The sequence below is a fragment of the Pseudoalteromonas sp. GutCa3 genome (assembly GCF_002836155.1).
Lineage (GTDB): Bacteria > Pseudomonadota > Gammaproteobacteria > Enterobacterales > Alteromonadaceae > Pseudoalteromonas > Pseudoalteromonas arctica.
On record NZ_PJBK01000090.1, the window covers coordinates 1 to 23,067 of the forward strand.

Consider the following 23,067-nt stretch of genomic DNA (forward strand, 5'->3'; position numbering starts at 1 on the left):
AACTTGTGATCAAGAGACAGCTATGTAGAGGGTTTCAAGATTAAATTAGAAGGTCTTGAACCTAAGTTTGAAAAATTTGATATTAACTTTTCAAATGAAAATGTAAAAACTTCTTCACTTTCTCCAATGCCTGCACCTGATTTTATGGCGTTAGGTCTTGAATCAGAAGTAGGAAAGATACTTGTAGATCGTTGGGAAGAAGCCCAGCGTTGCGTCGATTCTAAAGCCCACCTTTCAGCAATCATAATCATGGGTAGTATGCTTGAAGGATTATTATTAGGAGTTCTTCAAAGAAACCCTGGTAAAGCAAATCTTTGCAGTACTGCGCCTAAAGATTCAAAGTCAGGAAAAGTAAAAAGTTTCGCACATTGGAAGCTAGCTGAAATGATTGATGTGGCACATAACGTAGGTTGGTTAGGTATGGATGTTAGGGAGTTCTCTCATGCACTTAGAGGTTTTCGTAATCTAATACATCCTTATGAGCAAATGGCTAGTAAAATGTACCCTGATGCCGATACATGTGATATTTCTTGGTTAGTTGTTCAGGCCGCAGTAAATGATTTAGCTAGAGCATTGAAAAACGACTAAACACTTAGGTGATATAAGTGTCTACGATTAAACATAAAATTAGACCACGATATTTGTTCAACATTAAAGGCTACTTTTTAGCTTTTAGCTCCTCATATTCACATTAAAAGCGCGATGTAAAATCGCACCTACGAATATATCCAAAATTCGGTACTATCTCTTACTAAAAACTAAGTACTGCCTCCTGAAAATTACTTTTTAAAAGTAATAAAAAAGCCTAAAAGTGGTTACCCACTTTTAGGCTTAGTAATTTTATATTTTAAACACGTATTAAAAACATCTATTTAAAACACTTATTTCATTTATGCAGCTAAATTAGCTAGCAATCATAATGCTTTTAACATTAACAAATTCGCGCATACCAAAACCGCCGTGTTCTCGGCCGTAGCCGCTGCCTTTAACACCACCAAACGGTAGGTTAGGTTGTGCTAAACCGTAGCCGTTAATGTTGATCATGCCGGTGTCGAAGTACTTTTTAGCAAGCTCAATGGCTTTTTTCTCGTCTTTTGAGAAAATACCGCCGCCCAAACCGTAGCGAGAGTCGTTGGCGATACGCATTGCATCATCGTTGTCTTTCGCTTTAATAAGCGAAGCGACAGGGCCAAATAATTCGTCATCGTAGGCCGGCATGCCAGGTGATAGGTTATCTAGTAGAGTAGGTGGGTAGTAATAGCCCGTTTGCGATGGTATTTCGCCACCCGTTACTATGTTTGCACCTGCTTTAACCGATTCCATAACTTGGTCGTGAATGCCGTCGCGTAAATCTTCACGAGCCATTGGGCCTAAATCTGTGCCATCTGCCATTGGGTCGCCCATTTTCATGGCTTCAAACTGCTCTTTAATTTGTGCTTTAAAGTCATCGTAAAGTGACTCAACAACAACATAACGTTTAGCTGAAACACACGTTTCGCCGTTATTGATCATGCGGCCTGTTACACAGGTTTTAACTGCAAGCTCTAAATCTGCGTCATCGAGTACTAAGTAAGCGTCATTACTACCAAGCTCTAACACTGTCTTTTTAGCGTGTTTACCCGCTTCTTCAGCTACTTTTTTACCTGTGGCATCGCTACCCGTAAAGGTTACGCCGCTAATTGCTTTGTGCGCAATGAGTGAGCTGGCAGTTTTACCGTCGATGAGTAAGTTGCTGAAACAGTACTCTGGGAAACCAGCTTGTTTAAATAGCTCTTCAATTTTTACAGCCATGCCAAATACGTTACCAGCATGCTTTAATACGGTTGTGTTACCTGCCATGATGTTGGCAGCACTGTAGCGAATTACCTGATAAAGCGGGAAGTTCCACGGTTGAATACCTAACAGTACACCTGTTGGTTGGTAGCTGATAATTGCGCGGCCGCCGTCCATATCACGTTCTTCGTCAGCAAGTACTTGTGGGCCTTGTTCGGCTGTGTAACGACAAATTCCTGCACATAGTTCAACTTCTTGAAAGCCTTGCTCGTATACTTTACCCATTTCTTCTGTCATGAGTTTTGCGATAGATTCTTTTTGCTCTTCGAAAAGTGAGGCTAACTTATTAAGATATCTCGCACGTTCAGTGAACGACGTTAAGCGCCATTTTAAATATGTTTCGTGAGATTTTTCGATTACCTGTTCTGCTTCTTTTTGAGAAAGTAGCGTGTAGGTTTCAATGGTTTGCTCAGTTGCCGGATTAATCGTTTTAACTGTGTTACTCATTTCTATCTCCTTACAAATTAATTATCTATAAGGGTGCAAAACGAAAGCCAATATCAAAAAAACAGTATTAATTAATCTCAAGCTATTGAAATGTAGTATCTATTTTTGGTTTTTTATTCTGCTAATAACTTTTTACTACTATGAATATATTATCCAAAGCAGTAAAAAGTTCTGATTGATGCAAAATTTACAAGGTTGACTGCTCATGCTTATTCAACTTATAGAAGTTCTTTAGCAATGCGCTTTAGTAGGTAGGTTTCTCGTAAAATGGAGAGTCCTTGTTTTTCACTGTTAGCAAGTGTGCGCTCGTTATGAGCAATTGCATTGTTAATATCAACCCATTTAGCAGTCATGCCATTTTGCTGCTCATAATGCTCTAACTGTGCTTTGCCAAACTCGTCGGCAATATTACATACAAAGCAATACGATTTGATATGAATAATATCAAAGTCTTCTTTATACCAAGGGCGATACTCTTCATAGAGTCCAAAGGCTTTAATTACACTTATTTGTTGTGCACCGGTTTCTTCGCTTAGTTCGCGAATTAAGCCTTGTTCAATACTTTCGCCTTCATCTACTCCACCACCAGGTAAACTGTAATCTTCATAGCGGCTTGTATACATTAAAAGTATTTTATTATTTTTAATAACAATGGCGCGAGCTGTTAAACGCGTAAACTGACTACCGTGGTCAATATTAATACCTGAATGAATTAAGGTTTTTAATTGCTGCATTTCGTCTCCTTTTTTAAGCTTTTAATGATAACAGTTGCTACCATTCTATAAATAGAAACGATTTTAATTATTTTTCGTAATTTGTGATCGTTTTTTTAAGCATACGTAAATATTAGGTTGGTAAAATAAATAGCATTGGATTAATTAGCTATTTAAGTAATTAGATTCTAGGCGTGCCTTTAAATTAATATTTAGGATGCGTAGAATAAGAAAAAAAGCATAGGGATTTATCATGTTAGACATACTTTTAGTAGACGATGACGTTGAATTTAGTGACGTTGTTTGCCACATAGTCGAATTCCTCGGCCACAATATAAGCACCGCCACCAGTTTAAAAGAAGCACATCAATGGTTTGAAAATAATACCTTTGACCATGTGCTACTTGATTTTATGTTACCTGATGGTAGCGGTTTGCATTTACTTGATCATTTAAAAACGATTGGGCAATCTCCAAAAATTACACTTATATCGGGTCATCCTTCAGTTAAAGGCATTTTAGCTGAAATGTGTGAGCCAAATGTAGGGCATTTATTAAAGCCATTACAGCGTGAAGATTTAGAACTCGTTTTGAATGGCCCTAAAAAAGCAGTTAAAAAAGCAAAATCGAGCGGTATTGTACGCCACTTTGGTGGGTTAATTGGTGAATCTGAGCCAATGCAAAAGCTTTACAACATGATTGAACGCGTTGCTAAAACAAATGCTAACGTGATGCTTATGGGGGAAAGTGGTGCAGGTAAAGAAGTAGTGGCTCAAGCTATTCATAACGCAAGCCAATGCGAAGGCCCATTAGTTGCGAGCAACTGTGGTGGGCTTTCAAAAGAGTTAATTGGCAGTGAATTATTTGGCCACGAAAAAGGCGCATTTACAGGCGCAATTGCACGCAAAGAAGGTGTGTTTGAGCAATCTAATAACGGTACTTTATTTTTAGATGAAGTAACCGAGATGCCAATTGATATGCAGCCAAATTTACTGCGAGTGCTTGAAACTAAAAAGGTAACACGCGTAGGTGGTAACAGAGAAATACCAACCAATTGTCGTGTTATTTCAGCTACGAACCGTTCGCTTACTGATTTAGCACAAAATAATATTATTCGTGAAGATATTTACTTTAGGTTGGCTGTTTTTCCTATTGATATACCGCCACTTCGCGATAGAAAAGAAGATATTCCTTTATTAGCTAAAGCATTTTTAGATCAGCTTAATGATGAAAACGGTACCGCATTTAGTTGGACACCCGCGCAGCTTAAAGAGCTACAAAGTTATGAGTGGCCGGGTAATGTGCGCGAAATTCGCCACGCTATACACCGTGCATTTATTATGAGCGATCCGCAAACTAGCGATATTATTCTACCAGATAACTTAGAGTCGCCTTTTTCGCGCGTTAATAATCAAACTGCCGAAAAGCCAGTATCAGCAGGACAAACCATTGAAGAAGTCGAAAAAGAACTTATTCATGCAACGCTTGACAAGGTGCAAGGTAATAAAACGCTTGCTGCACAAATGCTAGGTATTAGTACTAAAACACTTTATAACCGCCTTAATGCATATGGCGGTATTGGCGAATATAAATAGATTTGAGGAAGGGCATGACATCCGATAACCAAACAGAGCAACTAAATAAATTAGTACACGATGCAAGAGCGCCGCTTAATCGTATATCGATGAATGCAGAGCTTATTAAGTTGGTACTTGAAAACGATATGCCAAAAGAAAAAGCGCTAGATGCACTTGATAAAATTATTAACAATTGCCAACAGTGTAGTGAAAGTTTACAAAAAATAACTGACTCTCAATAAATAGTAAGTGTTGTACAAACTCTAATTCGGGAAGCTAAATGAGCAAGCAAAAACAGCAAGGTAAAGCGAATGTTACTTGGGCAGCTTTTATAGTTGTTGTGTTAAGTATTATTGTAGGTAACGCAGTTTTAGCATTGAATACGATTCAAGGTATAACGCAAACCCAAAAGAGTTTAGACAACACTAATATGCTGACAACGGCAATTGAGCAACTGCATTTATCAATAGTGCAGGCTGAGTCGGGTCAGCGCGGTTATTTATTAACAGAAGAGACTGACTATTTAACGCCTTATTATGATGCTATTGGACAAATTGAAGCTCAAACAGATCATGTTAAGTCACTACACTCTGAGATTGACGGCCAAGCTGAGCGTATTGCTCAGTTGTTAGTACTAGTTGATAGCAAAATTAAAGAGCTGAAGCAAACTGTAAACCTAGCATTGGATGACAAAGAGCGACGTGCAATCTATGTGTTAAATACACATAAAGGTCGGGAGCTTTATAAGCAAATTAGAGAGTATGTTAATGAAATTCAAGACCGCGAATTACTCTTTAAAGTGAGCCATTTTTCAAAGTTAGCGCAAATTAAAAATGAAGCTAAAATCACGTTTGCTATTACAGCAATCACAAGCTTATTACTTATTATTGGTATGTTTGTAATGACACGTCTTAATTTAAGAAATGCAGCTAAGTATCGTTTTGAGCTTGAAAAACAAAACGAGACTTTAGCAACTAAAGTGTCTGAGCGTACGCAAGAATTAACATTGTATTCTGACGAACTGAGCCGAAGTAACCGAGAGCTTGAAGAATTTGCTTTTGTAGCGAGCCATGATTTACAAGAACCGCTTAGAAAAATTCAAGCCTTTAGTGACCGCCTCGAAACCATGTTTAAAGATGAGCTGGGTGAAAAAGGGATTGATTACATTGGCCGCATGAAAAATGCAGCGCAACGCATGTCTAACTTAATTAATGACCTATTAGAGTTCTCGCGTATTACAACACGCGGCAAAGACTTTGATGATACAAATTTAAACGAAGTAGTAACCGATATATTAAGTGATTTAGAAATTGCGATAGGTGAGTCTAATACACAAGTTGATGTAGAAGACTTACCGGTTATTCAGGCTGATAAAAGCCAAATGCAGCAGCTGTTTTTAAACTTGTTGTCGAATGCAGTTAAATTTAGACGCCCAGATGTAAGTCCACATATAAAAATTAGTTATCAAGATGAAGATATTTTTAGTGAGGATCATAATACCAATTTGAGCTTTCAAGTTATTACCATAGAAGATAACGGTATTGGTTTTTCACAAGACTATGCCGATAAAATATTTGTACCGTTTCAGCGCTTACATGGTCGCTCACAATATAAAGGCACGGGTATTGGCCTTTCTGTATGTAGGCGTATTGTGGAGCGCCACGGTGGTACAATTACAGCCCAAAGTAAAGACGGTGAAGGTGCAACCTTCATTATAAAACTACCTGTGGAAGCTGCGCTTTTCACATTGCAAGGAGAGGCTTAAATGCCCTATTCAAAAGTAAAACCTATTACTATTTTAATGGCAGATGATGATGAAGATGATCGTTTGTTAACACAAGATGCCCTTGCCGAAAGCCGTGTACTTAACGAGCTTCATTTTGTTGAAGACGGCGTTGAGTTACTTGAATATTTAGAACGTAAAGGTAAGTTTGAAGACAAAACAGTGTCGCCACGACCAGGATTAATATTACTTGATTTAAACATGCCAAGAATGGATGGCCGTGAAGCGCTTGAAGCTATAAAAGGGAACCTTAATTTAAAGGGAATCCCGGTTGTTATATTAACTACGTCTAAGCAAGAAGAAGACATGGTTAAAGGCTATAACTTAGGTGCTGCATCTTATATTACAAAACCAGTAACGTTTGATGGTTTAGTTGATTTGATGAAAACGCTAGGAAAATACTGGGTAGAGTTTGTAGAGCTACCGACAACATTTAACGATTAATGGAGATTGTATGTTAGATAAAGTGACTCAGTTGCTGCTTGTAGAAGATGATGAAGATGATTACATACTCACCTGCGACTATCTGGACCAATTGGATTCACACACGTTTAACATTCAATGGATAAGTTCCCCAGAGCAGGCAGTTGCAACGCTTAGCAAAAATGAGCACGACATTTGCCTGCTTGATTACCGCTTGGGTGCATCTAATGGTTTAGATGTATTAAAAGAAGCCATTGCTAATGGCTTTAGCGGCCCAATTATTATGCTTACCGGGCAGTCAAACGACGAGTTAGACTCGGCGGCGCTTGATGCCGGTGCAGTAGATTATTTAATAAAAACAGAAATGAGTTCGAGCCGCTTTGCGCGCGCTATTCGCTATGCACTTGCTCGTAAAGATGTTGAAGGTGAGAGAGTAGAGCGTTTAAAGGCCGAAGCTGAAAATCGCTCAAAAGACCGCTTTTTAGCTCATTTAAGCCACGAATTACGTACTCCTCTATCGTCTATTTTAGGTTACACCGAACTATTAATGCAGAGCGACTTTAGTCAGCAAGCAGAAAATGAATTGGGTGTTATTTATCGAAACGGTAAACATTTATTGAGCCTGTTAAACGATGTGCTCGACTTATCTAAAATAGCAGCCGATAAACTGGAACTTACCCTAAGCGAAGTTAACCTTGATAGCATGCTTGCCGATGTATACACGCTAATGCGCGTATCGGTGCTAGATAAGGGCCTTACGCTGCGCTTTGAATCTCATCAGCCATTACCTTTGGTTGCACGACTTGATGCAACAAGAGTTCGCCAAATTTTAATAAATCTAATAAACAATGCGGTTAAATTTACCGATAAAGGCGAAATTGTTGTTAATGCGTGGACGCAGTGGGTTGATGATCGTGAAATGCTATTTTTTAGCATTAAAGACTCAGGCATGGGCATTGCCCCTGAAAAACAAGAACTAATATTCAAGCCATTTGAACAAATAGCCGATGTAGAATCACGCTCTGTAGGTGGCGCAGGCTTAGGCTTGGCAATATGTGCTGAATTGTTAGCACGTATGCACGGTGATATTAGTTTGCACTCTGAAATTGGTAAAGGCTCTACGTTTACTATTTCGGTTTACCCAGGTGATATTAGCGAAGTAGAACGACAGGTACTTAATTTTAGCAGTGCGCCGCAACTACAAAGTAAATCGGCTCCATGTAAAGTGCATGGGCGAGTATTAGTAGTTGATGATTTACGTGATTTACGCATGCTAGTCGGTCATATGATCAGTACCTGTGGTGCGCGCGTCGATTATGCCGAACATGGCCAACAAGCGCTTGAAAAAGTGCGTATTGCAGATGCGTATAAAGCGCCTTACGACATTATTTTTATTGATATTCATATGCCTGTAATGGGCGGCAAGGAAGCTACCATAGAGCTTAGAAAAATGGGTTACAAAGGCCCAATAATCGCGCTCACTGCCGCTACTATGAAAGGCATACATGAGGAGCTTGCTGCACTTGGCTTTAACGATGTAATACCAAAACCTGTTGATAGCGCGGCTTTATATCAATGTTTGCAAGATTATTTGGTAGCGCCAGAGCATGCACCGCAAGCTAAAGATATAAATTGTAGTAAGGGCTTAACCGAGAAAAAGCAGCGCTTTTTACTTGTTGAAGACGATCACGATGCAGCGCAAATTACGCAGCTACTTTTAGAAAGTCTAGGCGTTGAAACCGTCATTGCGTCTAGCTGCGCACAATGTTTGCAAATACTTAATCACGACCAGCAATTTAATAAGGTATTGCTAGATATGCATTTACCCGATGGGCGTGGCATTGATTTAGGCCAGCAAATTAATGAGCGATATCCAGAGCTACGCTTGGTGATTGTAAGTGGCGCAGAGCCAGATCCAAGAGAAATAAAAGATTTAAATATTGACCGAGTTTTACTTAAACCTATTAATTTGAGCTTACTTGAAACGCTTATTAGCTAGGGCCAGTTTATCTTTCGAGGTTAAATTTGCAGCAGTATGTTTGGTATTTAGGCAAGGCAGAGCCTGTGTAGTGTGGTTATTCCCCATAAATAGGCGATAACGTAGCACAAATGCCAAACATGCGCTGCCCGAAGGGTTCTGCCCAGGGGCTATTTACTCTTTGTTGCTCGGTTTTTACTTAGCCCACTAGGTTACAAATCTCGCGCCGCGATTAAATAGCCCCTAGATTGAACGAATTTTAATCCTGAAAGGTCAACAGGTCCAATAACTGAGACATTATTTATATGCATTCAATAAAGTTAGTATCTGAAGAATTAACACCATCAAAAGTAGTCTGTGTTGGTCGAAACTATACCGCACATATTGCAGAGCTAAACAACGAAACACCAGATCAAATGGTTTTATTTAATAAGCCAAATAGCGCAATTACTAATACGTTATTTGCGGCTCATAACGGCGATACGCTGCATTATGAAACCGAGTTATGTTTTGTAGTTAAAAATAAAAAATTTGTAGGGGTTGGACTCGGCCTTGATTTAACTAAACGCACAGTACAAAGTAAATTAAAAAATAAAGGGCTTCCATGGGAGCGCGCTAAGGCGTTCGACGGCTCTGTAATTTTAACTGATTTTGTAGCGCTAACTGATGCAATGAAGCACTTTACCTTTGAACTTAAAATTAATAATAAAGTAGTTCAGCAAGGCGATACTCATTTTATGCTGCATAATCCGGACTCAATTTTACAAGAAATTAGTGAATTTATGAGCTTAGAAGATGGTGATGTAGTAATGACAGGCACACCGTCGGGCGTAGGCGAGGTAACACCTAAAAGTATTTTTTCTGTGGCACTGTATGCTAATGATCAGTGCTTGCTTGAGCATCAGTGGCAAGTAAGTAAAAATTAATAACTTGCTGTTGGTAGTGTTGATCAAAGTCGGCAAAGGTAGTTTTAAGCCAATTATGCTGACTTTGTTGATACTCAGGCGATTGTAGTACATTGTTTTTTAGCGCGCGGTTAATTTTTTTAAGCGCTTGCTGTGCAAAATTATTAGGTGCGTTAGCCGCACAACCTATTGCTCCTCGTATAAATTGAACATCATTTTCTTCTATTGGTACACTTTCTATATTCGTATACTCCCCTTGTTTATTAAAGTAATCGGCCATAAACGGGTAATCAATTGAGTAGTCTAAAAAGCCATGACTCAAGCGTGCTATAACAGCCTGACTTTCATTTTCGCTACTCCAACTTAACGATGACTCTTTATCTCGTTTTGTATTTTCAATAATTGTATTAATTTTAGTTGTAAATTTACGTGCAGCAGCTTGCCCGTATACGTATTGCGGGTCGGTTAATAAATTAATAAGGTGAATGGGCGAGCCGTGCTTTTCTTCTAATTTGGGCTTTAGCTCTTTAGTCGTGATAATTGAAAATGGGGGATATACCGTTGTTGGATTTGAGTAGTTAAGTAGTTGGTTATTATGTTTTTTATAAATAACACACGGGAAGCATACGTTTTTTCCTTCATTTAAATATTTATTTATACGCTGCTGAGGGACAATTAAGCGGGTATGTTTTACATCTGTTATTGTTCTAATGAGTTGCTCGGTTAGGTTGTCGCAAATACCGCCTTGTGGTGCACTTTCGCTTTTAGCTATATGAAAAGGGGGCGTGTAACTTTGCAGCCAAACAATTTCTTCTAGAGGCTGTACTTTTTTCTCAACGGCATGCGCGTTAAATACAATTAATAGGCAAAATGCATAGTATCCGTTTCTCAGCATTGATAAGTGTTCGTTGAATTAAGAAAACTTAATTAAAGTATAGTGTTGGTTGTAGTAGGGTCAAATATTTTAGTTAAAAGCAGCCTTGTTCAAGGCTGCTTTTAACTGGTACATGCTTAATAAGGCATAGGATAGTTTTTAAATATAGTGTTAATCTCACTAAGAATTTCGTCGCTTAACGTGATGTTAAATGCATCAATATCTTCTTTCAATTGGGCTATGCTTGTTGCACCAATAATTGAAGAGGTTACGCCATCTACTTGGTTACACCATGCGAGTGCTAGTTGTGCTGGAGTAATATTGTTTGCATGAGCCAGCTCAACATACTGCTTAGTGGCTTGCTCTGCATTGGGTGTATCTCTAAAAATACCGTTGCGCTGCATGAAGGTCCAACGAGAGCCTTCTGGGCGAGCACCATTTAGGTATTTACCCGTTAATAAACCGGCCGCTAAAGGCGACCACGGTAAGTAGGCAATATCTTCGTGTACACATTGTTCTATTAAATACGGCCAGTCTTTAGCATGCGCTAAGCTAAACTCGTTTTGAATAGATACCATGCGCGGTAAGTTATGCTCTTTGGCCAAACTTAAAAACTGGCTTATACCCCATGGCGTATCGTCAGATAAACCGCAGTGTTTAATTTTACCTCCTTTAACACATTCATTAAGGCCTTCTAGAATATCAAGCATACTAGCTTGCTGCTCTTGTGTATTTACGTCGGTAAATTTAAGAGTGCCGGGCCATTGTCTGCCAAAGTGCGGGGTAGAGCGGTTTGGCCAATGCAGCTGATATAAATCAATGTAGTCGGTTTTAAGGCGCTTAAGTGAATCGTCTACGGCTTCTATTACTGTTTGGCGCGTAATATTGCCACCATCACGTACCCACGATAATCCATTGCCTGCAATTTTTGTAGCAAGTACCACATCGCTGCGCTTTTGCTGATTACGCGATAGCCAATTGCCAATAATTTCCTCAGTTTTACCATAGGTCTCTGGAGAGGGCGGTACTGCATACATTTCGGCTGTATCAATAAAGTTTACGCCTTGCTCTAACGCGTAGGCTATTTGTTCATCAGCATCGCTTTGAGTATTTTGTTTACCCCAAGTCATACTGCCTAAACATACTCTTGAAACGTTAATACCACTGCTGCCAAGTGGGCTGTATTGCATGAGAATTCCTTATTGCTCGTCTTGAGAGTAGCTAACTAACGCCGATAAAAGAGGCTCTGCAATGAGGGCTTTTTGGCCTGTTTCAAAATCAAACATAACCACTTTTGAAGTGCCTGTTGTTGTTATAGCGTTTTGTGCGTGACTAAATACGGTGTAATTCATAACAAATCGGTCTGTTTTTATATCAGAAATAGTAACACCGACTGTAAGCGTATCTGGGAATGTAACTGGGCGTTTATAACGAATGTTATTTTCGCTTATTACCGGGCCCACGCCATTAGGGCTTATTGTATCGAACAGATTTATTTTATTTAAGAAGTCGATTCGGGCTATTTCAAAGTAACGTAAATACACTACATTATTTACGTGTTGTAGTGCATCCATATCAGCCCACGCTACGGTGATGTCGGTATGGATAGGGTGCTGATCTTTAAACGTTTGCATTATTTATTGGCCCTTAATTTTAAAGTACTTAGATTATCAACATGGGGTTACGAGCTCAAGGTAATTAATGGCATGTTTTTTTATAAGATGATTGTACCTGTTTAATTTTAGGTCTACAGTTAAATTACACAGACAAACACAAAAACACACAAAGGTAAAAATATGCAGAATATAATTAATTGGTCCTTAGCTTGTTTGGTTTTTATAGCCTCTTTTACCTGTTACGCAATGGGTAACGAATCAGGCGCTATTATTTTAATGTTAGCGGGATTTTTATTCGAGGTCATATTTTGGCTGCACGGTTATAAAGAGCAAGAAGGTAATAAGCGCTTTTTTTAATCGCTAACTAGGGCCTGTTGACCTTTCAGGATTAAAATTTGTTCAATCTAGGGGCTATTTAATCTCGGCGCGAGGTTTGTGACCTAGTGGGCTAAGTAAAAACCGAGCAACAAAGAGTAAATTGCCCCTAGGCAGAACCCTTCGGGCAGCGTATGTTTGGCATTTGTGCTACGTTATCGCCTATTTATGGGGAATAACCACACTACATAGGCTCTGCCTTGCCTAAATACCAAACATACTGCTGCAAATTTAACCTCGAAAGATAAACAGGCCCTAGGCTTGCTTATCGCATTTGATTCTATAATAATGACTGTATAAATAACCAGTTGTTGTTGTGGTGATGAAGAAGTTTATTCACATAGACATGGATTGCTTTTATGCAGCAGTAGAAATGCGAGATAATCCAAAACTTGCATGTGTACCGCTTGCTATTGGAGGCAATAGCCGACGAGGCGTGCTCTCAACCGCTAACTACATAGCTAGAGAATATGGCGTACGATCGGCTATGTCGAACTATCATGCTAAACAATTATGCCCCGATTTAGTTATTGTCCCTGGGCGCATGGCTGTATACAAAGAAGCTTCAAATCAAATACGTGAAGTATTTAGCCGCTACACAGATTTAGTTGAGCCTCTTTCTTTAGACGAAGCCTACCTAGATGTAACAGACAGTACTGCTTGTAAAGGCAGTGCCACACTTATTGCACAGCAAATAAGAGCCGATATTTACAATGCCACAGGGCTCACTGCATCAGCAGGTATTGCACCGATTAAATTTATTGCCAAAATAGCCAGCGACGAAAAAAAACCGAATGGTCAATTTGTCGTTTTGCCTCATGAGGTCGATGACTTTTTAGCGCAATTACCGCTGGGGAAAATTCCGGGGGTGGGTAAAGTAACGCTCGAAAAGCTAAATTTAAAAGGCTTATATACCGGCAAGGATGTACGTGAAAAAGGCGTTAACTGGATGCAGCAACATGTGGGTAATTTTGGTGTGTCGCTTTATCAAAAATGTGCAGGTGAATATGTTGGTAAAGTATCAACAGATCGCATCAGAAAGTCGCTGAGTGTTGAGCATACCTACGAATACAATAAAACAAGTTTGCAAGAGTGCTTAGATGAGCTGCCAAAATTGTTAGACGAATTAGTTTTAAGACTTAATAAACAGCAATTACAAAACCGTATTAATAAGCTGAGTGTTAAAGTGAAGTTTGCAAATTTTATAGTAACCTCAGCCGATCAGGCATACCACGAGCTAAACACAGAAATATTTATTCAACTCCTTACTAAGGCTTATCAACGAGGGCTACAACAACCTGTAAGATTACTTGGCATAGGCGTTGGCATTAAAAGCGAGCCAGAACAAAACTTTCAACTTAGTATTCTCGATTAAGCTGTAAAGCCTGTAACCCCAAGTTGCCATTTATTGGCAACTTGTATAATTAGCTCATCGCACCTTGCTGGTCTTCAATATTTAAATCGACGATAATAGGGGCTTATGTTTTCTAACAGGACTTTATTTATGGCATACCCTCAAGCGGTTAGTGCAAGCCTTGAATGTACATCTCATGATGCGCTTATTATTATTAGTGATGACTTTTCTCAATTACCAAATAACTCATTACGTGATGCTATTTTAGACCAAGCAAAAGTTGATTCTCGTATTGGTAAACAAGTTACTTTATTAGTGATTGAAAACAAACGCGTTGTACTTGCGCCAACGGGTCCGTTAAATAGAGATTACGACGATGTTCGCCGTTATTTTGATGCTGCTAAATTAGCAATTAACGAAGCAAAAGCGTCGGGTAGTGTTAATCCTGCATTATTTTTACCAAATTTAAATGGCGATAGCCGTTATCAGCATGCTTTAGAAGTTGCTTATTTAGGCGCTTGCCAAGCCTTATGGCAGCCATTAGAAGCGCGTGAATATCACGGTGAAAGTATTGAACCTATTACTCAAATTGGTTTAGTTGGCGCAAGCGAGCAAACAATTAAAGCTGTTAATGCAATTGCTGCAGGCCAATATGCCGCGCGTGACTTATGTGGCACTGAACCTGAGCGTATGGCTCCACCACGTTTTGCTGATTATTGCGTTGACTTATTTAAAGGCTCAAACATTGCGGTTGACGTAATTGATGATATTGCAGCTATTGATAAAAACTACCCAATGCTAAGCACTGTTGCTCGTGCATCGTATGCAGTTGAGCGCCATCACCCACGTGTTGTTAAGCTTGAATATGTACCAGAGGGCGAAATTACTTGCACACTTATGTTTGTAGGTAAGGGTCTTGTATACGATACAGGCGGCGCCGATTTAAAAGTTGGCGGGCACATGGCAGGCATGAGCCGCGATAAAGGCGGCGCTGCTTCTGTTGCGGGCTTTATGAAAGCCGTTGCGGATTATCAGCCTAAAGGCGTTAAAGTGGTATCGTACTTAGCTGTTGTTCGTAACTCTATTGGCTCGGATTGTTTTGTGCCAGATGAAATTATTACTAGTCGCGAAGGTATTCGTGTACGTATTGGTAATACCGATGCAGAAGGGCGCTTAGCAATGGGCGACCTGCTTAGCGAAATGAAAGATTTAGCTAAAGGCGAAATAAACCCAACGTTATTTACTGTTGCTACATTAACGGGTCACGCGGCACGTGCAATGGGTCCTTACGGTGCGTATGTTGAAAATGGTCCAGCTCGTAGCGCTGGTATTTCACGTCAAATAGCTGACCTTGGAGATTTGTGGGCAGATGGCGCTGAAGTATCGCGTTCTCGCCGTGAAGATTACGACTTTATTAAACCACGCACGCTAGCTGACGATGTACTCTCGAGCAATAACGCAGCATCTGCTGTTACTGCGCGTGGACATCAGTTCCCTATGGCGTTTATGGCTATTGTTGGTGGGCTTGATAAGCACTGTAACGACTCTGCACAGCCTTTGCCTTATGTGCATATGGACATTGCAGGAAGCGGTGTTGAAGGCGGTGATTGGCAGCATGGCAAGCCAACGGCTGCATCAGTAACCAGCTTGTTTGCACGTTACTGTTTGTAAGCTAAAAACTTACATGCAATAAAAAAGCCCTGTTAATTCAGGGCTTTTTGCATTTTATGAGAACGGTATCGATTAATCTAATTTAAAACGATTAACTACGCTCGAAAGCTCTTGACTACTTTGTTTAAGATTATCACTAGCATTTGTAAGCTGTTTAGTATTATTGAGTGACTGCTCAGTTGATTGAGATAGCTCATTAATACGTAAATTAACTTCATCAGCAGCTTGAGTTTGTTGCTCTGTAGCACGTGCTATTTGACTGTTCATTTCGGTAATAATTGAAACAAGTCGTTCTATTTCATTAAGTGAAGTATTGGCCGATGACGCCTGATCTACGGTAGAAACTGAAAGTGCTTGGCTTGATTTAACAGCTTCTACTGCTGCTTTTGCACCTTCTTGAAGTTTAGTGATCATGGTTTGAATTTCGTCGGTACTTTGCCCTGTACGACTGGCTAGTGTTCTTACTTCATCTGCAACAACAGCAAATCCTCGGCCATGCTCTCCTGCGCGAGCAGCCTCAATGGCAGCGTTTAATGCCAGTAAGTTTGTTTGCTCCGATATGCTTCTTATTACATCAAGTACAGAGCCTATATTATGGCTCTCGTTGGCTAAATCTTCTGTTACACGGCTGACTGTTTCTATGTTGCTTGAGAGTGTTTCTATTGCTGTAATTGTTTGCGCAACCACATTTTTACCCGTTGATGCGTTTTGTGCTGCATCTTTAGCTGCTTGCTCTGCGGCTTCGGCGTTACGGCTTACATCATGTATTTGGTGAGTCATTTGCTCCATGGCAGCTGCAACTTGGGTTGAGCTATCGTTTTGGAGCTCAATAAACGAGTGGCTTGTTCTACTTGAATCATCAACTGTATGCGCATGCTCACTTACGTCGTTTGCACTTTGTGCTACATGAACAAGTGACTCTCGCATTTTTAAAACAAATAAATTAAATGAATGTGATAGTTCAGATATTTCATCATTACCGGATTCATTTAATTTACGGGTTAAATCGCCTTCACCTTGTGAAATGTCTTTCATCATATCGGCTGCTAAACGAGTAGGTATTAAAATGCTCTTGCCTATAAAGTAACTAAGTAAAATAACAGCAATAATCATAATTGTTGCACTGACGACTATAAGGTTTCGTTGCTCGCTAAATGCTTCGTCAATTGAATCAAGATAAACACCTGAGCCAATAATCCATTGCCATTGATTAAAACCTTTAACAAATGCGATTTTTTCAACGGGTTTTTCTTTACCTGGTTTTGGCCATTTATAAGGAATAAATCCCTCGCCAGAGCGTTTAACTATATTAACCATATCAACAAACAATGCTTTGCCGTCAGGGTCTTTGTTATTGGTTAAATCTTTTCCCTCAAGCGCAGGTTTTATAGGATGCATAACCATTGTTGGCTGGTAGTTGTTAATCCAAAAGTAATTGGTTTTGTCGTAGCGCAGTGCTCTTATTGCATTAAGTGCTTGCGATTGAGCTTGTTGTTGAGTAAGTGAATTACTTTGCTCAAGGTCATAAAAGTGCTCGATTATACTGTACGCAGTTTCTACTACATTTTGTGTTTTTGTGTATTGCTCGTCTTTTAGCGAGCTATATTGATGAGTTAGGCTCGATATACTAAGTACTATTAGTCCAAATATAACTATGGCTATTAACAGTGAAAAACGCTGGGATATACTAAAAATTCGTAGATTAGGCATACATTTATCCTCAAAAAGTGTGCGCTTTAGCGCATAGAATAAGCGTAGCTAAAAAAAGAGTTTAATCTAGGCTTAACGTCCATTAATGCAAAAAAAAGGCTGATTTATCAATCAGCCTTTAGTCTGTTATTACTTTACTTGCTTATTTAACATCAAAATGACGATTAAAGAAGTTTGTAATTGTTTGATGTAAATGTGTTTGCACTTGTTTACCACGTAGGCTGTGCTTAGAGCCTGGGTAGGTCATCATTTCAAACTGTTTTTCGTTATCTTGCAGTTGTTTAAACAATTTAGTTGAATGCGTAAACAGCACATTGTCGTCAGCCATTCCATGATAAATCATTAATGGGCCTTTTAAGCCATCAGCATATGGAAATACTGCGCTGTCTTCATACCCTTTAGCATTCGTATCAGGGTGACCTAAATAACGCTCTGTGTAATGCGTATCGTATAGAGCCCAATCGGTTACAGGAGCACCCGATACGCCGGCTTGAAAGTAATCGCCTGCTTTAAACATAGTCATAAGTGCCATGTAGCCGCCGTAGCTGTGGCCATAAACACCGATGCGTTGTGGGTCTACGTAATCAAGTGTACGTAAAAACTCTACGCCTTTAATTTGATCGGCAACTTCAACCACGCCTAGGTTTTTATAAATAGCATCTTCAAACTTTTTACCACGGTTGTACGAACCACGGTTATCCAGTTGAAAAATTACGTAACCTTGTTGCGCCATGTACTGAAAGTACAAGTTTTTACTGCGCCAGCTATTCGTCACTCGTTGAGCATGCGGGCCGCCGTATACGTTAACAATAACAGGGTGCTTTTTGCCATCAGTAATGTTGCTAGGCTTAAATAAACGGTAATGCATAACTTGGCCATCTTCGGCTTTAATTGTGCCGTATTCTGGTTTTGTTAAGTCGCTTAAATAAGGAGTAAGCGGATGGTTACTATCAAGCTTATTTTCTTCAAGCCATGTAATAAATTCGCCGTTTACTTTACGAAGCGCTGCTGAGTTTGGTTTATTATCAGACGAGCTATTATCGATAAAGGTTTTATTGTCTTTTGCTAGCACAACATTATGGTACTGACCTTTTTCGGTGATACGTTTGGCATCGCCCTTTTTAAATAAAGGCGCGCTGTATAAATGGCTTTCAAGCGGTGTATCTTTTCGGCCAGCAAAGTAAACAATGCCTTTTTTCTCATCAATACCTTTTAAGCTATCAACAGCCCAATCACCAGAGGTGATTTGACGAACAAGTTGACCGTTTGTGCGATACAGATATAAGTGTTTAAAACCGTCGCGCTCAGATGCCCATACAAAATGTTTTTTGTCTTTTAAAAACTCAAGATCAAAATGTAGGTTAATCCACGTTTCGCTGTTTTCGGTTAATGCTACTTTTTGGACTTTAGTTTCGCTGTTATAAAAACGAAGCTCTAATTTATGTTGCGAGCGATTTTGCCATTGGTAAGACAGTGTATTGCCGTCTTTTAGCCACTTAGCACGCGCGATATAAATGTCTTCATCTTTACCTAAATCAATCCAATCTACTTTTTGGTCATTTAGCTTAACCACACCGAGTTGAATTTTTACGTTATCGGTACCTGTAAACGGGTAGCGCTGGTTAAATAATTTAACTTCATCAGCGTAAATTTCGTTACGGATAGCTTCTTTTACTGGGGTTTCGTCAACGCGGGTATAGGCAATTTTAGTTTCATCACCTGACCACCAGTAACCTGTCATGCGGCTCATTTCTTCTTGAGCAACAAATTCGGCCATGCCGTTTTTAATTACGCCGCCGCCATCTTTACTAAGCTGAATTTCTTTACCTGACTCAAGCTCTAAAGCGAATAGGTTTTGCTCTCGAATAAACGATACGTAGTTACCTTTAGGTGAAAAGCGTGCATCGGTTTCAAATGTTTCAGTGTCGGTTAGTTTTTTACTTTTAGCAGAGGCTAAATCGTAATAGTAAAGGTCGCCGTTAAGTGGGAATAAAAGTGCTTTACCGTCTTTAGACCATTTGTATTCTAATATGCCTTTACCAAAAATACGTTGGCGTTCGCGGCGTGCTTTTTCTTCATCAGATAGGTTTTCTGGGCCTGAAAATAACTTTGCCGAATCAACTAGCACACGGTTGGTGTTATCTTTTAGATTGTATTCCCATAAATCGTAACGGTTGTAGTCATCGCTTTTGCCTTGTAAATAAGTTACACGGCTGCCGTCAGGCGAAAATTTAAGTTGTACAGGTGATTTACCTGAAAGGCTCGGATCGTCAAAAATACGCTCCAACGATAAAGGTTTTGCTTGAACACTAATAGCGCCAACCATTAATGGAAGGGCTAGTGAGAGGTGTTTTATTTTTTTTAGCACAAGGTTGCCTTAGCTTATTATAAATATTGTTTTGATGGTAAAGCCAAGCGTGTGCAACTGCAACTAAATGCTATAAAGTGGCGATTATTAAAGACAAAGTAGGACATAACAATGACTAACCCTGAATTTAAACTAGCGCCAGAACTTAAACGCGACTGTATAGAGCTTGCCGATTGGCCACTGTGTAAAGTACTTTTATTGAACGACAGCCAATATCCGTGGTTTGTATTAGTGCCTAGGCAGGCTAACTTAAAAGAGATAATTGATTTATCTGAGGATGATCAAATTGTGTATTTAAAAGAGTCAGCCAAGCTAAGTAAATTATTAATGGATGTGTTTAGCCCTGATAAGTTAAACATAGCGGCTTTGGGTAATATGGTGCCGCAATTACATATTCACCATATTGCACGCTTTACTACTGATGCTGCATGGCCTGCGCCAATTTGGGGTAAGTATCCAGTTGTGCCGTATACAGATGTACAAATTACAGAGTTAAAAAAAGCGCTGCAGTTTTAAGCTGCAACGCTTTTTTAGGGTTTAGCTAAGTTTAACTAAAATTACTTAAGCCCTAGTACTTCTTTACCTTGCTTAAACGTTACATCTACAGGGATATTTGCTTTACTTAGTTTTTCTAAGTCTTCAGCAAGTTCTTCTTTTATATCGCCATGCGTTGCAATTAGTTGATCTACTTTTTCGTAATCGCCATCACCTTGTAAGGTTAAAATTAAGCGAGAAAGCTTGGCCATTGCAATGCTCATTTTTTCCATATTAACGCGGTACAGGCCTTCTTCATTTTTAGAAAAAGCGCCTTCTTGAGCAAAAAAGTTAAAGCGGATCATATTTGCTTTACCATGCGCACTTGATGCTCCAAAACGAACTGAGCGGAATATACCCGCCATGAAGGTCGTGTAATAATCTTCAATAGTTCCTTCTGTAATTTCGCCCTTTTTAAGTAATTGCTCAATCATGTACAGGCCTAAAATGTCGGCTTTACCTTCTTCAAGCGCACTTGCGTGTTCTTGTAATGATTGACGAACAGTACCTTTACCTGTGATTGTATTTTTAATACCTAAACCGTGAGCGACTTCATGGAACATCGTATTGGCAAAAAATGCATCAAAAGTAATGTGTTTACGCTGCTCAGGTACAATTAACTGCTTTGAAATTGGTACTAGAATTTTATCAAATTTAGCACGCATCGCATTTTTAAGTTGCAGGCGACGAGTTCCTTTTTCTAGCTGTACTTGCTCATCGTTTGGTAAGTTAATTGCAATTGTTTTACTCCCCGCGTTTGAATGCCCAGCGTAGTAAACAACATCATATGCATTTAGGTCGGCGTCAGAGCCCGGTACTTCTTGTTTGTACTTAGCATCAACGGGTAAGCCTTTTTGAAGCTCAGGTAAAAATGCGGCAAACTTAGCTAAGCGTTCGCTCCATTTTAAATCTTTAATAAGTACGTAAGATTCATAAGCTGCGCGGTAACCAAATAATTGATCTTCATAAGTCTCAATTGGACCAATAACCACATCTACTGGGTTGTTTTTCATATCCATCCAAGCAAAGTCAGATACTTGGAAGTCATCCTTTTGTAGAGCATCAGCACGCAGATTTAAGTAATTAGCAAACTCTTTATCGTCAGCAAGTTTACTAGCTTGACGTAAAAGGTCAGCGGCTTTTGCAAGCTCATTAGCGTATTCTTTTGAATATGGCACGCTGTAAAGCTTACCTTGCTCATCACGCTTAATTACAGAGTAAAGGCCAGTTTTGTCTTCAACGTCTGCATTGTTTAACTCTTCTTTGGTTATATCGGCAGGGTAAAACTGTGCGCCAAGAGGTTTTTCTTTATAGCTGGATAAAAACGCTTCATCGCCATTTAAACGATCCCATGGACCGTAGTTAATATCGGCAAATTTACGTACTTTGTCGTCGTTTAGTTTTGCTAAAAAAGCATCTTTATTTTCACCAAAAGATTGTTTCCAAAATAACTCGTCCATTATTTTTGAAGCATCAATAAGCTTTGCAACCATTGCTCGTTGGTTGTCGCTTAAGTGCGATAAATCACTTTGTAAGCTAAAGTCGGTGTAAATATCTAAACGTTGGTTATTTGCATTAATAAGCTCAGGGCCTGATTGTGCACTGCTTTTTTGAGCAAGCTCTGTGGCTGTGTTGTCGGTAGAAGACGGCGCTTGTTCAGAACATGCACTAAGAAAAACGACACCAGAGAGCATAATTGCTTGGCTAATTTTATTTAAGATCATTATATTGCCTGTTAAAAAGTAAGTTTAATAATTTGTACTGCTTTAGTTAAAAGACTAAATATGTACAAACGCTTCCTTATTGTGAGTGCATTAAAGCAAAACTAAATAGTAAATAGCAAGTATTTGGCGTTGTAAGGCAAGCATGAGCGATAAAGCATTATAAATAAAAATAAACTTCTATAATTATCTTAACTTTATCGGTAAGTTAGACAATACTAATTATATTACTAATACGAAAATTAACTGCCTGAGTTTGCAGTTACTTTACAGGCTGAACACAAAAGGACGGCAGCTTTATGTCTACAGAAAACGCTTTATTAACGATTCTAGTCGATAGAATAAATAACGATACGTTGGTTTTACCAACGCTACCTGAAGTAGCGATTAAGGTTCGCCAAGCTGCAGATAACCCTGATGTGAATTTAATGCAAATGTCAGATGTAATCTCACAAGACCCAGCGCTTTCAGCTCGAATGATAAAAGTAGCTAATAGTGCGATTATGGGACGTTCTGTAAAAGTATCTAATTTACAACAAGCAGTGACTCGCATTGGGTTGCGCCAAATTAAAAATATTGCAACAGCTATGGCTATGGAGCAATTATTTGTATCAAACAATGAGCTGATTAAAGGCTACATGGGCAAGGCTTGGCAAAAAACATTAACCGTTGCTAGCCATTCAATAACACTCATGGAGTTTTACTTAAAAAACAATAAACACACTTCATTAAATCGTGATTCAATTACATTAGCTGCGCTTGTTTATAATATTGGTGTATTACCAATTTTAACAGAAGCTGAGCGCCACCCTGAAGTGTTTGCCAACCCAAGCTTTTTAGCGCACGCAATTCAAAAGCTGAGTGGGAAAATTGGCTCATCGATTATGCAAGCGTGGGAATTTCCTAAAGAGTTTGTTGATGTAGCTCTAAGCTGGGCAGATCCAAGTTACAAACCTGATAAAGTTAGTTACGTAGACTTTATTCGAGTAGGCGCTATTTTAGAGGGAACATTACAGGTTTCTGATAAGTCAGCAGCGCTGCAAACGTACATAGATAAAGGTGTAATACCGTCTATGCAATTATTCACAAGTGATGAATACAACGATATGCTAAAAGATGTGAAAAACATGTTTAGCTAAACATGTTTTATTACACAAATAAAAAGGGTTAACTTGCGTTAACCCTT

Annotated in this window: 20 protein-coding genes; 12 read left to right on the top strand and 8 right to left on the bottom strand. The window is 39.3% G+C overall.

Translation table 11 applies throughout. From position 1 onward, the window contains the following. Nucleotides 1-126 precede the first annotated feature (126 nt). A complete protein-coding gene (locus tag CXF64_RS16180) occupies nucleotides 127-588 on the top strand; it encodes a hypothetical protein (protein WP_133120264.1) in 462 nt (153 codons plus the stop codon). A gap of 315 nt (nucleotides 589-903) precedes the next feature. Here the strand turns inward: CXF64_RS16180 and CXF64_RS16185 are convergent, their stop codons facing one another. Beyond that, nucleotides 904-2,280: an NAD-dependent succinate-semialdehyde dehydrogenase gene (locus CXF64_RS16185; RefSeq protein ID WP_101217515.1), complete on the bottom strand. Its 1,377-nt coding sequence runs from the start codon at nucleotides 2,278-2,280 to the stop codon at nucleotides 904-906. A 218-nt stretch (nucleotides 2,281-2,498) separates the two neighbouring features. Continuing rightward, nucleotides 2,499-3,014: an NUDIX hydrolase gene (locus CXF64_RS16190; protein WP_024608475.1), complete on the bottom strand. Its 516-nt coding sequence runs from the start codon at nucleotides 3,012-3,014 to the stop codon at nucleotides 2,499-2,501. Between the two features lie 232 nt (nucleotides 3,015-3,246). On the opposite strand from CXF64_RS16190, the gene CXF64_RS16195 reads away from it, so the two are divergent. From CXF64_RS16195 to CXF64_RS16220, 6 genes are all read left to right on the top strand, one after another. Further along, nucleotides 3,247-4,587, top strand: a complete 1,341-nt coding sequence (locus CXF64_RS16195) for a sigma-54-dependent transcriptional regulator (protein ID WP_024590271.1) — start codon at nucleotides 3,247-3,249, stop codon at nucleotides 4,585-4,587. Between the two features lie 14 nt (nucleotides 4,588-4,601). After that, on the top strand, nucleotides 4,602-4,811 hold the full coding sequence (locus tag CXF64_RS16200) for a histidine kinase dimerization/phospho-acceptor domain-containing protein (RefSeq protein WP_007581523.1): 210 nt from the start codon (nucleotides 4,602-4,604) through the stop codon (nucleotides 4,809-4,811). 38 nt (nucleotides 4,812-4,849) lie between these two features. Continuing rightward, entirely contained in the window at nucleotides 4,850-6,334 is a 1,485-nt protein-coding gene (locus CXF64_RS16205; RefSeq protein WP_024590272.1) for a sensor histidine kinase, read from the top strand. Beyond that, entirely contained in the window at nucleotides 6,335-6,796 is a 462-nt protein-coding gene (locus CXF64_RS16210; RefSeq protein ID WP_024590273.1) for a response regulator, read from the top strand. Between the two features lie 10 nt (nucleotides 6,797-6,806). Then, a complete protein-coding gene (locus CXF64_RS16215) occupies nucleotides 6,807-8,774 on the top strand; it encodes a hybrid sensor histidine kinase/response regulator (protein ID WP_101163923.1) in 1,968 nt (655 codons plus the stop codon). 284 nt (nucleotides 8,775-9,058) lie between these two features. Continuing rightward, complete coding sequence (locus CXF64_RS16220) at nucleotides 9,059-9,679, top strand: fumarylacetoacetate hydrolase family protein (protein WP_101217516.1); 621 nt, start codon at nucleotides 9,059-9,061, stop codon at nucleotides 9,677-9,679. Here CXF64_RS16220 and CXF64_RS16225 read toward each other — a convergent pair. From CXF64_RS16225 to CXF64_RS16235, 3 genes are all read right to left on the bottom strand, one after another. Then, the gene (locus tag CXF64_RS16225; protein WP_101217517.1) at nucleotides 9,630-10,553 is read right to left on the bottom strand and encodes an ABC transporter substrate-binding protein; all 924 of its coding nucleotides are present in this window, start codon (nucleotides 10,551-10,553) and stop codon (nucleotides 9,630-9,632) included. The two genes, CXF64_RS16220 and CXF64_RS16225, sit on opposite strands and share 50 nt — an antisense overlap. A 116-nt stretch (nucleotides 10,554-10,669) precedes the next feature. Further along, the gene (locus tag CXF64_RS16230; RefSeq protein WP_101217518.1) at nucleotides 10,670-11,722 is read right to left on the bottom strand and encodes an aldo/keto reductase; all 1,053 of its coding nucleotides are present in this window, start codon (nucleotides 11,720-11,722) and stop codon (nucleotides 10,670-10,672) included. 9 nt (nucleotides 11,723-11,731) lie between these two features. Then, nucleotides 11,732-12,166, bottom strand: a complete 435-nt coding sequence (locus CXF64_RS16235) for an acyl-CoA thioesterase (protein ID WP_010553137.1) — start codon at nucleotides 12,164-12,166, stop codon at nucleotides 11,732-11,734. Between the two features lie 162 nt (nucleotides 12,167-12,328). On the opposite strand from CXF64_RS16235, the gene CXF64_RS20855 reads away from it, so the two are divergent. The 3 genes from CXF64_RS20855 to CXF64_RS16245 all read left to right on the top strand — a co-directional run bounded on the left by CXF64_RS20855 (nucleotide 12,329) and on the right by CXF64_RS16245 (nucleotide 15,548). Further along, nucleotides 12,329-12,505 carry a hypothetical protein gene (locus tag CXF64_RS20855; RefSeq protein ID WP_165783603.1) on the top strand — a complete coding sequence of 59 codons (177 nt, stop codon included), beginning with the start codon at nucleotides 12,329-12,331 and terminating at the stop codon, nucleotides 12,503-12,505. Between the two features lie 340 nt (nucleotides 12,506-12,845). Continuing rightward, complete coding sequence (gene dinB / locus CXF64_RS16240; RefSeq protein ID WP_101217519.1) at nucleotides 12,846-13,898, top strand: DNA polymerase IV; 1,053 nt, start codon at nucleotides 12,846-12,848, stop codon at nucleotides 13,896-13,898. Nucleotides 13,899-14,027: 129 nt separating this feature from the next. Beyond that, complete coding sequence (locus tag CXF64_RS16245) at nucleotides 14,028-15,548, top strand: M17 family metallopeptidase (protein ID WP_101217520.1); 1,521 nt, start codon at nucleotides 14,028-14,030, stop codon at nucleotides 15,546-15,548. Nucleotides 15,549-15,620: 72 nt separating this feature from the next. Here the strand turns inward: CXF64_RS16245 and CXF64_RS16250 are convergent, their stop codons facing one another. Together CXF64_RS16250 and CXF64_RS16255 are read right to left on the bottom strand one after the other, a co-directional pair. Further along, a complete protein-coding gene (locus CXF64_RS16250) occupies nucleotides 15,621-17,258 on the bottom strand; it encodes a methyl-accepting chemotaxis protein (RefSeq protein WP_101217521.1) in 1,638 nt (545 codons plus the stop codon). Nucleotides 17,259-17,400: 142 nt separating this feature from the next. Then, the gene (locus CXF64_RS16255; RefSeq protein ID WP_101163420.1) at nucleotides 17,401-19,626 is read right to left on the bottom strand and encodes a S9 family peptidase; all 2,226 of its coding nucleotides are present in this window, start codon (nucleotides 19,624-19,626) and stop codon (nucleotides 17,401-17,403) included. Nucleotides 19,627-19,737: 111 nt separating this feature from the next. Here CXF64_RS16255 and CXF64_RS16260 point away from each other — a divergent pair, with 111 nt between their 5' ends. After that, on the top strand, nucleotides 19,738-20,142 hold the full coding sequence (locus CXF64_RS16260; protein WP_101217522.1) for an HIT domain-containing protein: 405 nt from the start codon (nucleotides 19,738-19,740) through the stop codon (nucleotides 20,140-20,142). A gap of 41 nt (nucleotides 20,143-20,183) precedes the next feature. Here CXF64_RS16260 and CXF64_RS16265 read toward each other — a convergent pair whose 3' ends face one another. Further along, entirely contained in the window at nucleotides 20,184-21,884 is a 1,701-nt protein-coding gene (locus tag CXF64_RS16265; protein WP_024590071.1) for a dipeptidyl-peptidase 3 family protein, read from the bottom strand. Nucleotides 21,885-22,180: 296 nt separating this feature from the next. Between CXF64_RS16265 and CXF64_RS16270 the strand changes: the two genes are divergently transcribed. After that, nucleotides 22,181-23,020: an HDOD domain-containing protein gene (locus tag CXF64_RS16270; RefSeq protein WP_024590070.1), complete on the top strand. Its 840-nt coding sequence runs from the start codon at nucleotides 22,181-22,183 to the stop codon at nucleotides 23,018-23,020. Nucleotides 23,021-23,067 lie beyond the last annotated feature (47 nt).

Coding starts and splice junctions, on each gene's coding strand:
- CXF64_RS16225 (WP_101217517.1), bottom strand. CDS start 10,553: ATGCTGAGAAACGGATACTATGCATTTTGCCTATTAATTGTATTTAAC.
- CXF64_RS16265 (WP_024590071.1), bottom strand. CDS start 21,884: ATGATCTTAAATAAAATTAGCCAAGCAATTATGCTCTCTGGTGTCGTT.
- CXF64_RS16180 (WP_133120264.1), top strand. CDS start 127: ATGCCTGCACCTGATTTTATGGCGTTAGGTCTTGAATCAGAAGTAGGA.
- CXF64_RS16250 (WP_101217521.1), bottom strand. CDS start 17,258: ATGCCTAATCTACGAATTTTTAGTATATCCCAGCGTTTTTCACTGTTA.
- CXF64_RS16260 (WP_101217522.1), top strand. CDS start 19,738: ATGACTAACCCTGAATTTAAACTAGCGCCAGAACTTAAACGCGACTGT.
- CXF64_RS16200 (WP_007581523.1), top strand. CDS start 4,602: ATGACATCCGATAACCAAACAGAGCAACTAAATAAATTAGTACACGAT.
- CXF64_RS20855 (WP_165783603.1), top strand. CDS start 12,329: ATGCAGAATATAATTAATTGGTCCTTAGCTTGTTTGGTTTTTATAGCC.
- CXF64_RS16210 (WP_024590273.1), top strand. CDS start 6,335: ATGCCCTATTCAAAAGTAAAACCTATTACTATTTTAATGGCAGATGAT.
- CXF64_RS16190 (WP_024608475.1), bottom strand. CDS start 3,014: ATGCAGCAATTAAAAACCTTAATTCATTCAGGTATTAATATTGACCAC.
- CXF64_RS16235 (WP_010553137.1), bottom strand. CDS start 12,166: ATGCAAACGTTTAAAGATCAGCACCCTATCCATACCGACATCACCGTA.
- dinB (WP_101217519.1), top strand. CDS start 12,846: ATGAAGAAGTTTATTCACATAGACATGGATTGCTTTTATGCAGCAGTA.
- CXF64_RS16220 (WP_101217516.1), top strand. CDS start 9,059: ATGCATTCAATAAAGTTAGTATCTGAAGAATTAACACCATCAAAAGTA.
- CXF64_RS16270 (WP_024590070.1), top strand. CDS start 22,181: ATGTCTACAGAAAACGCTTTATTAACGATTCTAGTCGATAGAATAAAT.
- CXF64_RS16205 (WP_024590272.1), top strand. CDS start 4,850: ATGAGCAAGCAAAAACAGCAAGGTAAAGCGAATGTTACTTGGGCAGCT.
- CXF64_RS16195 (WP_024590271.1), top strand. CDS start 3,247: ATGTTAGACATACTTTTAGTAGACGATGACGTTGAATTTAGTGACGTT.
- CXF64_RS16215 (WP_101163923.1), top strand. CDS start 6,807: ATGTTAGATAAAGTGACTCAGTTGCTGCTTGTAGAAGATGATGAAGAT.
- CXF64_RS16245 (WP_101217520.1), top strand. CDS start 14,028: ATGGCATACCCTCAAGCGGTTAGTGCAAGCCTTGAATGTACATCTCAT.
- CXF64_RS16230 (WP_101217518.1), bottom strand. CDS start 11,722: ATGCAATACAGCCCACTTGGCAGCAGTGGTATTAACGTTTCAAGAGTA.
- CXF64_RS16185 (WP_101217515.1), bottom strand. CDS start 2,280: ATGAGTAACACAGTTAAAACGATTAATCCGGCAACTGAGCAAACCATT.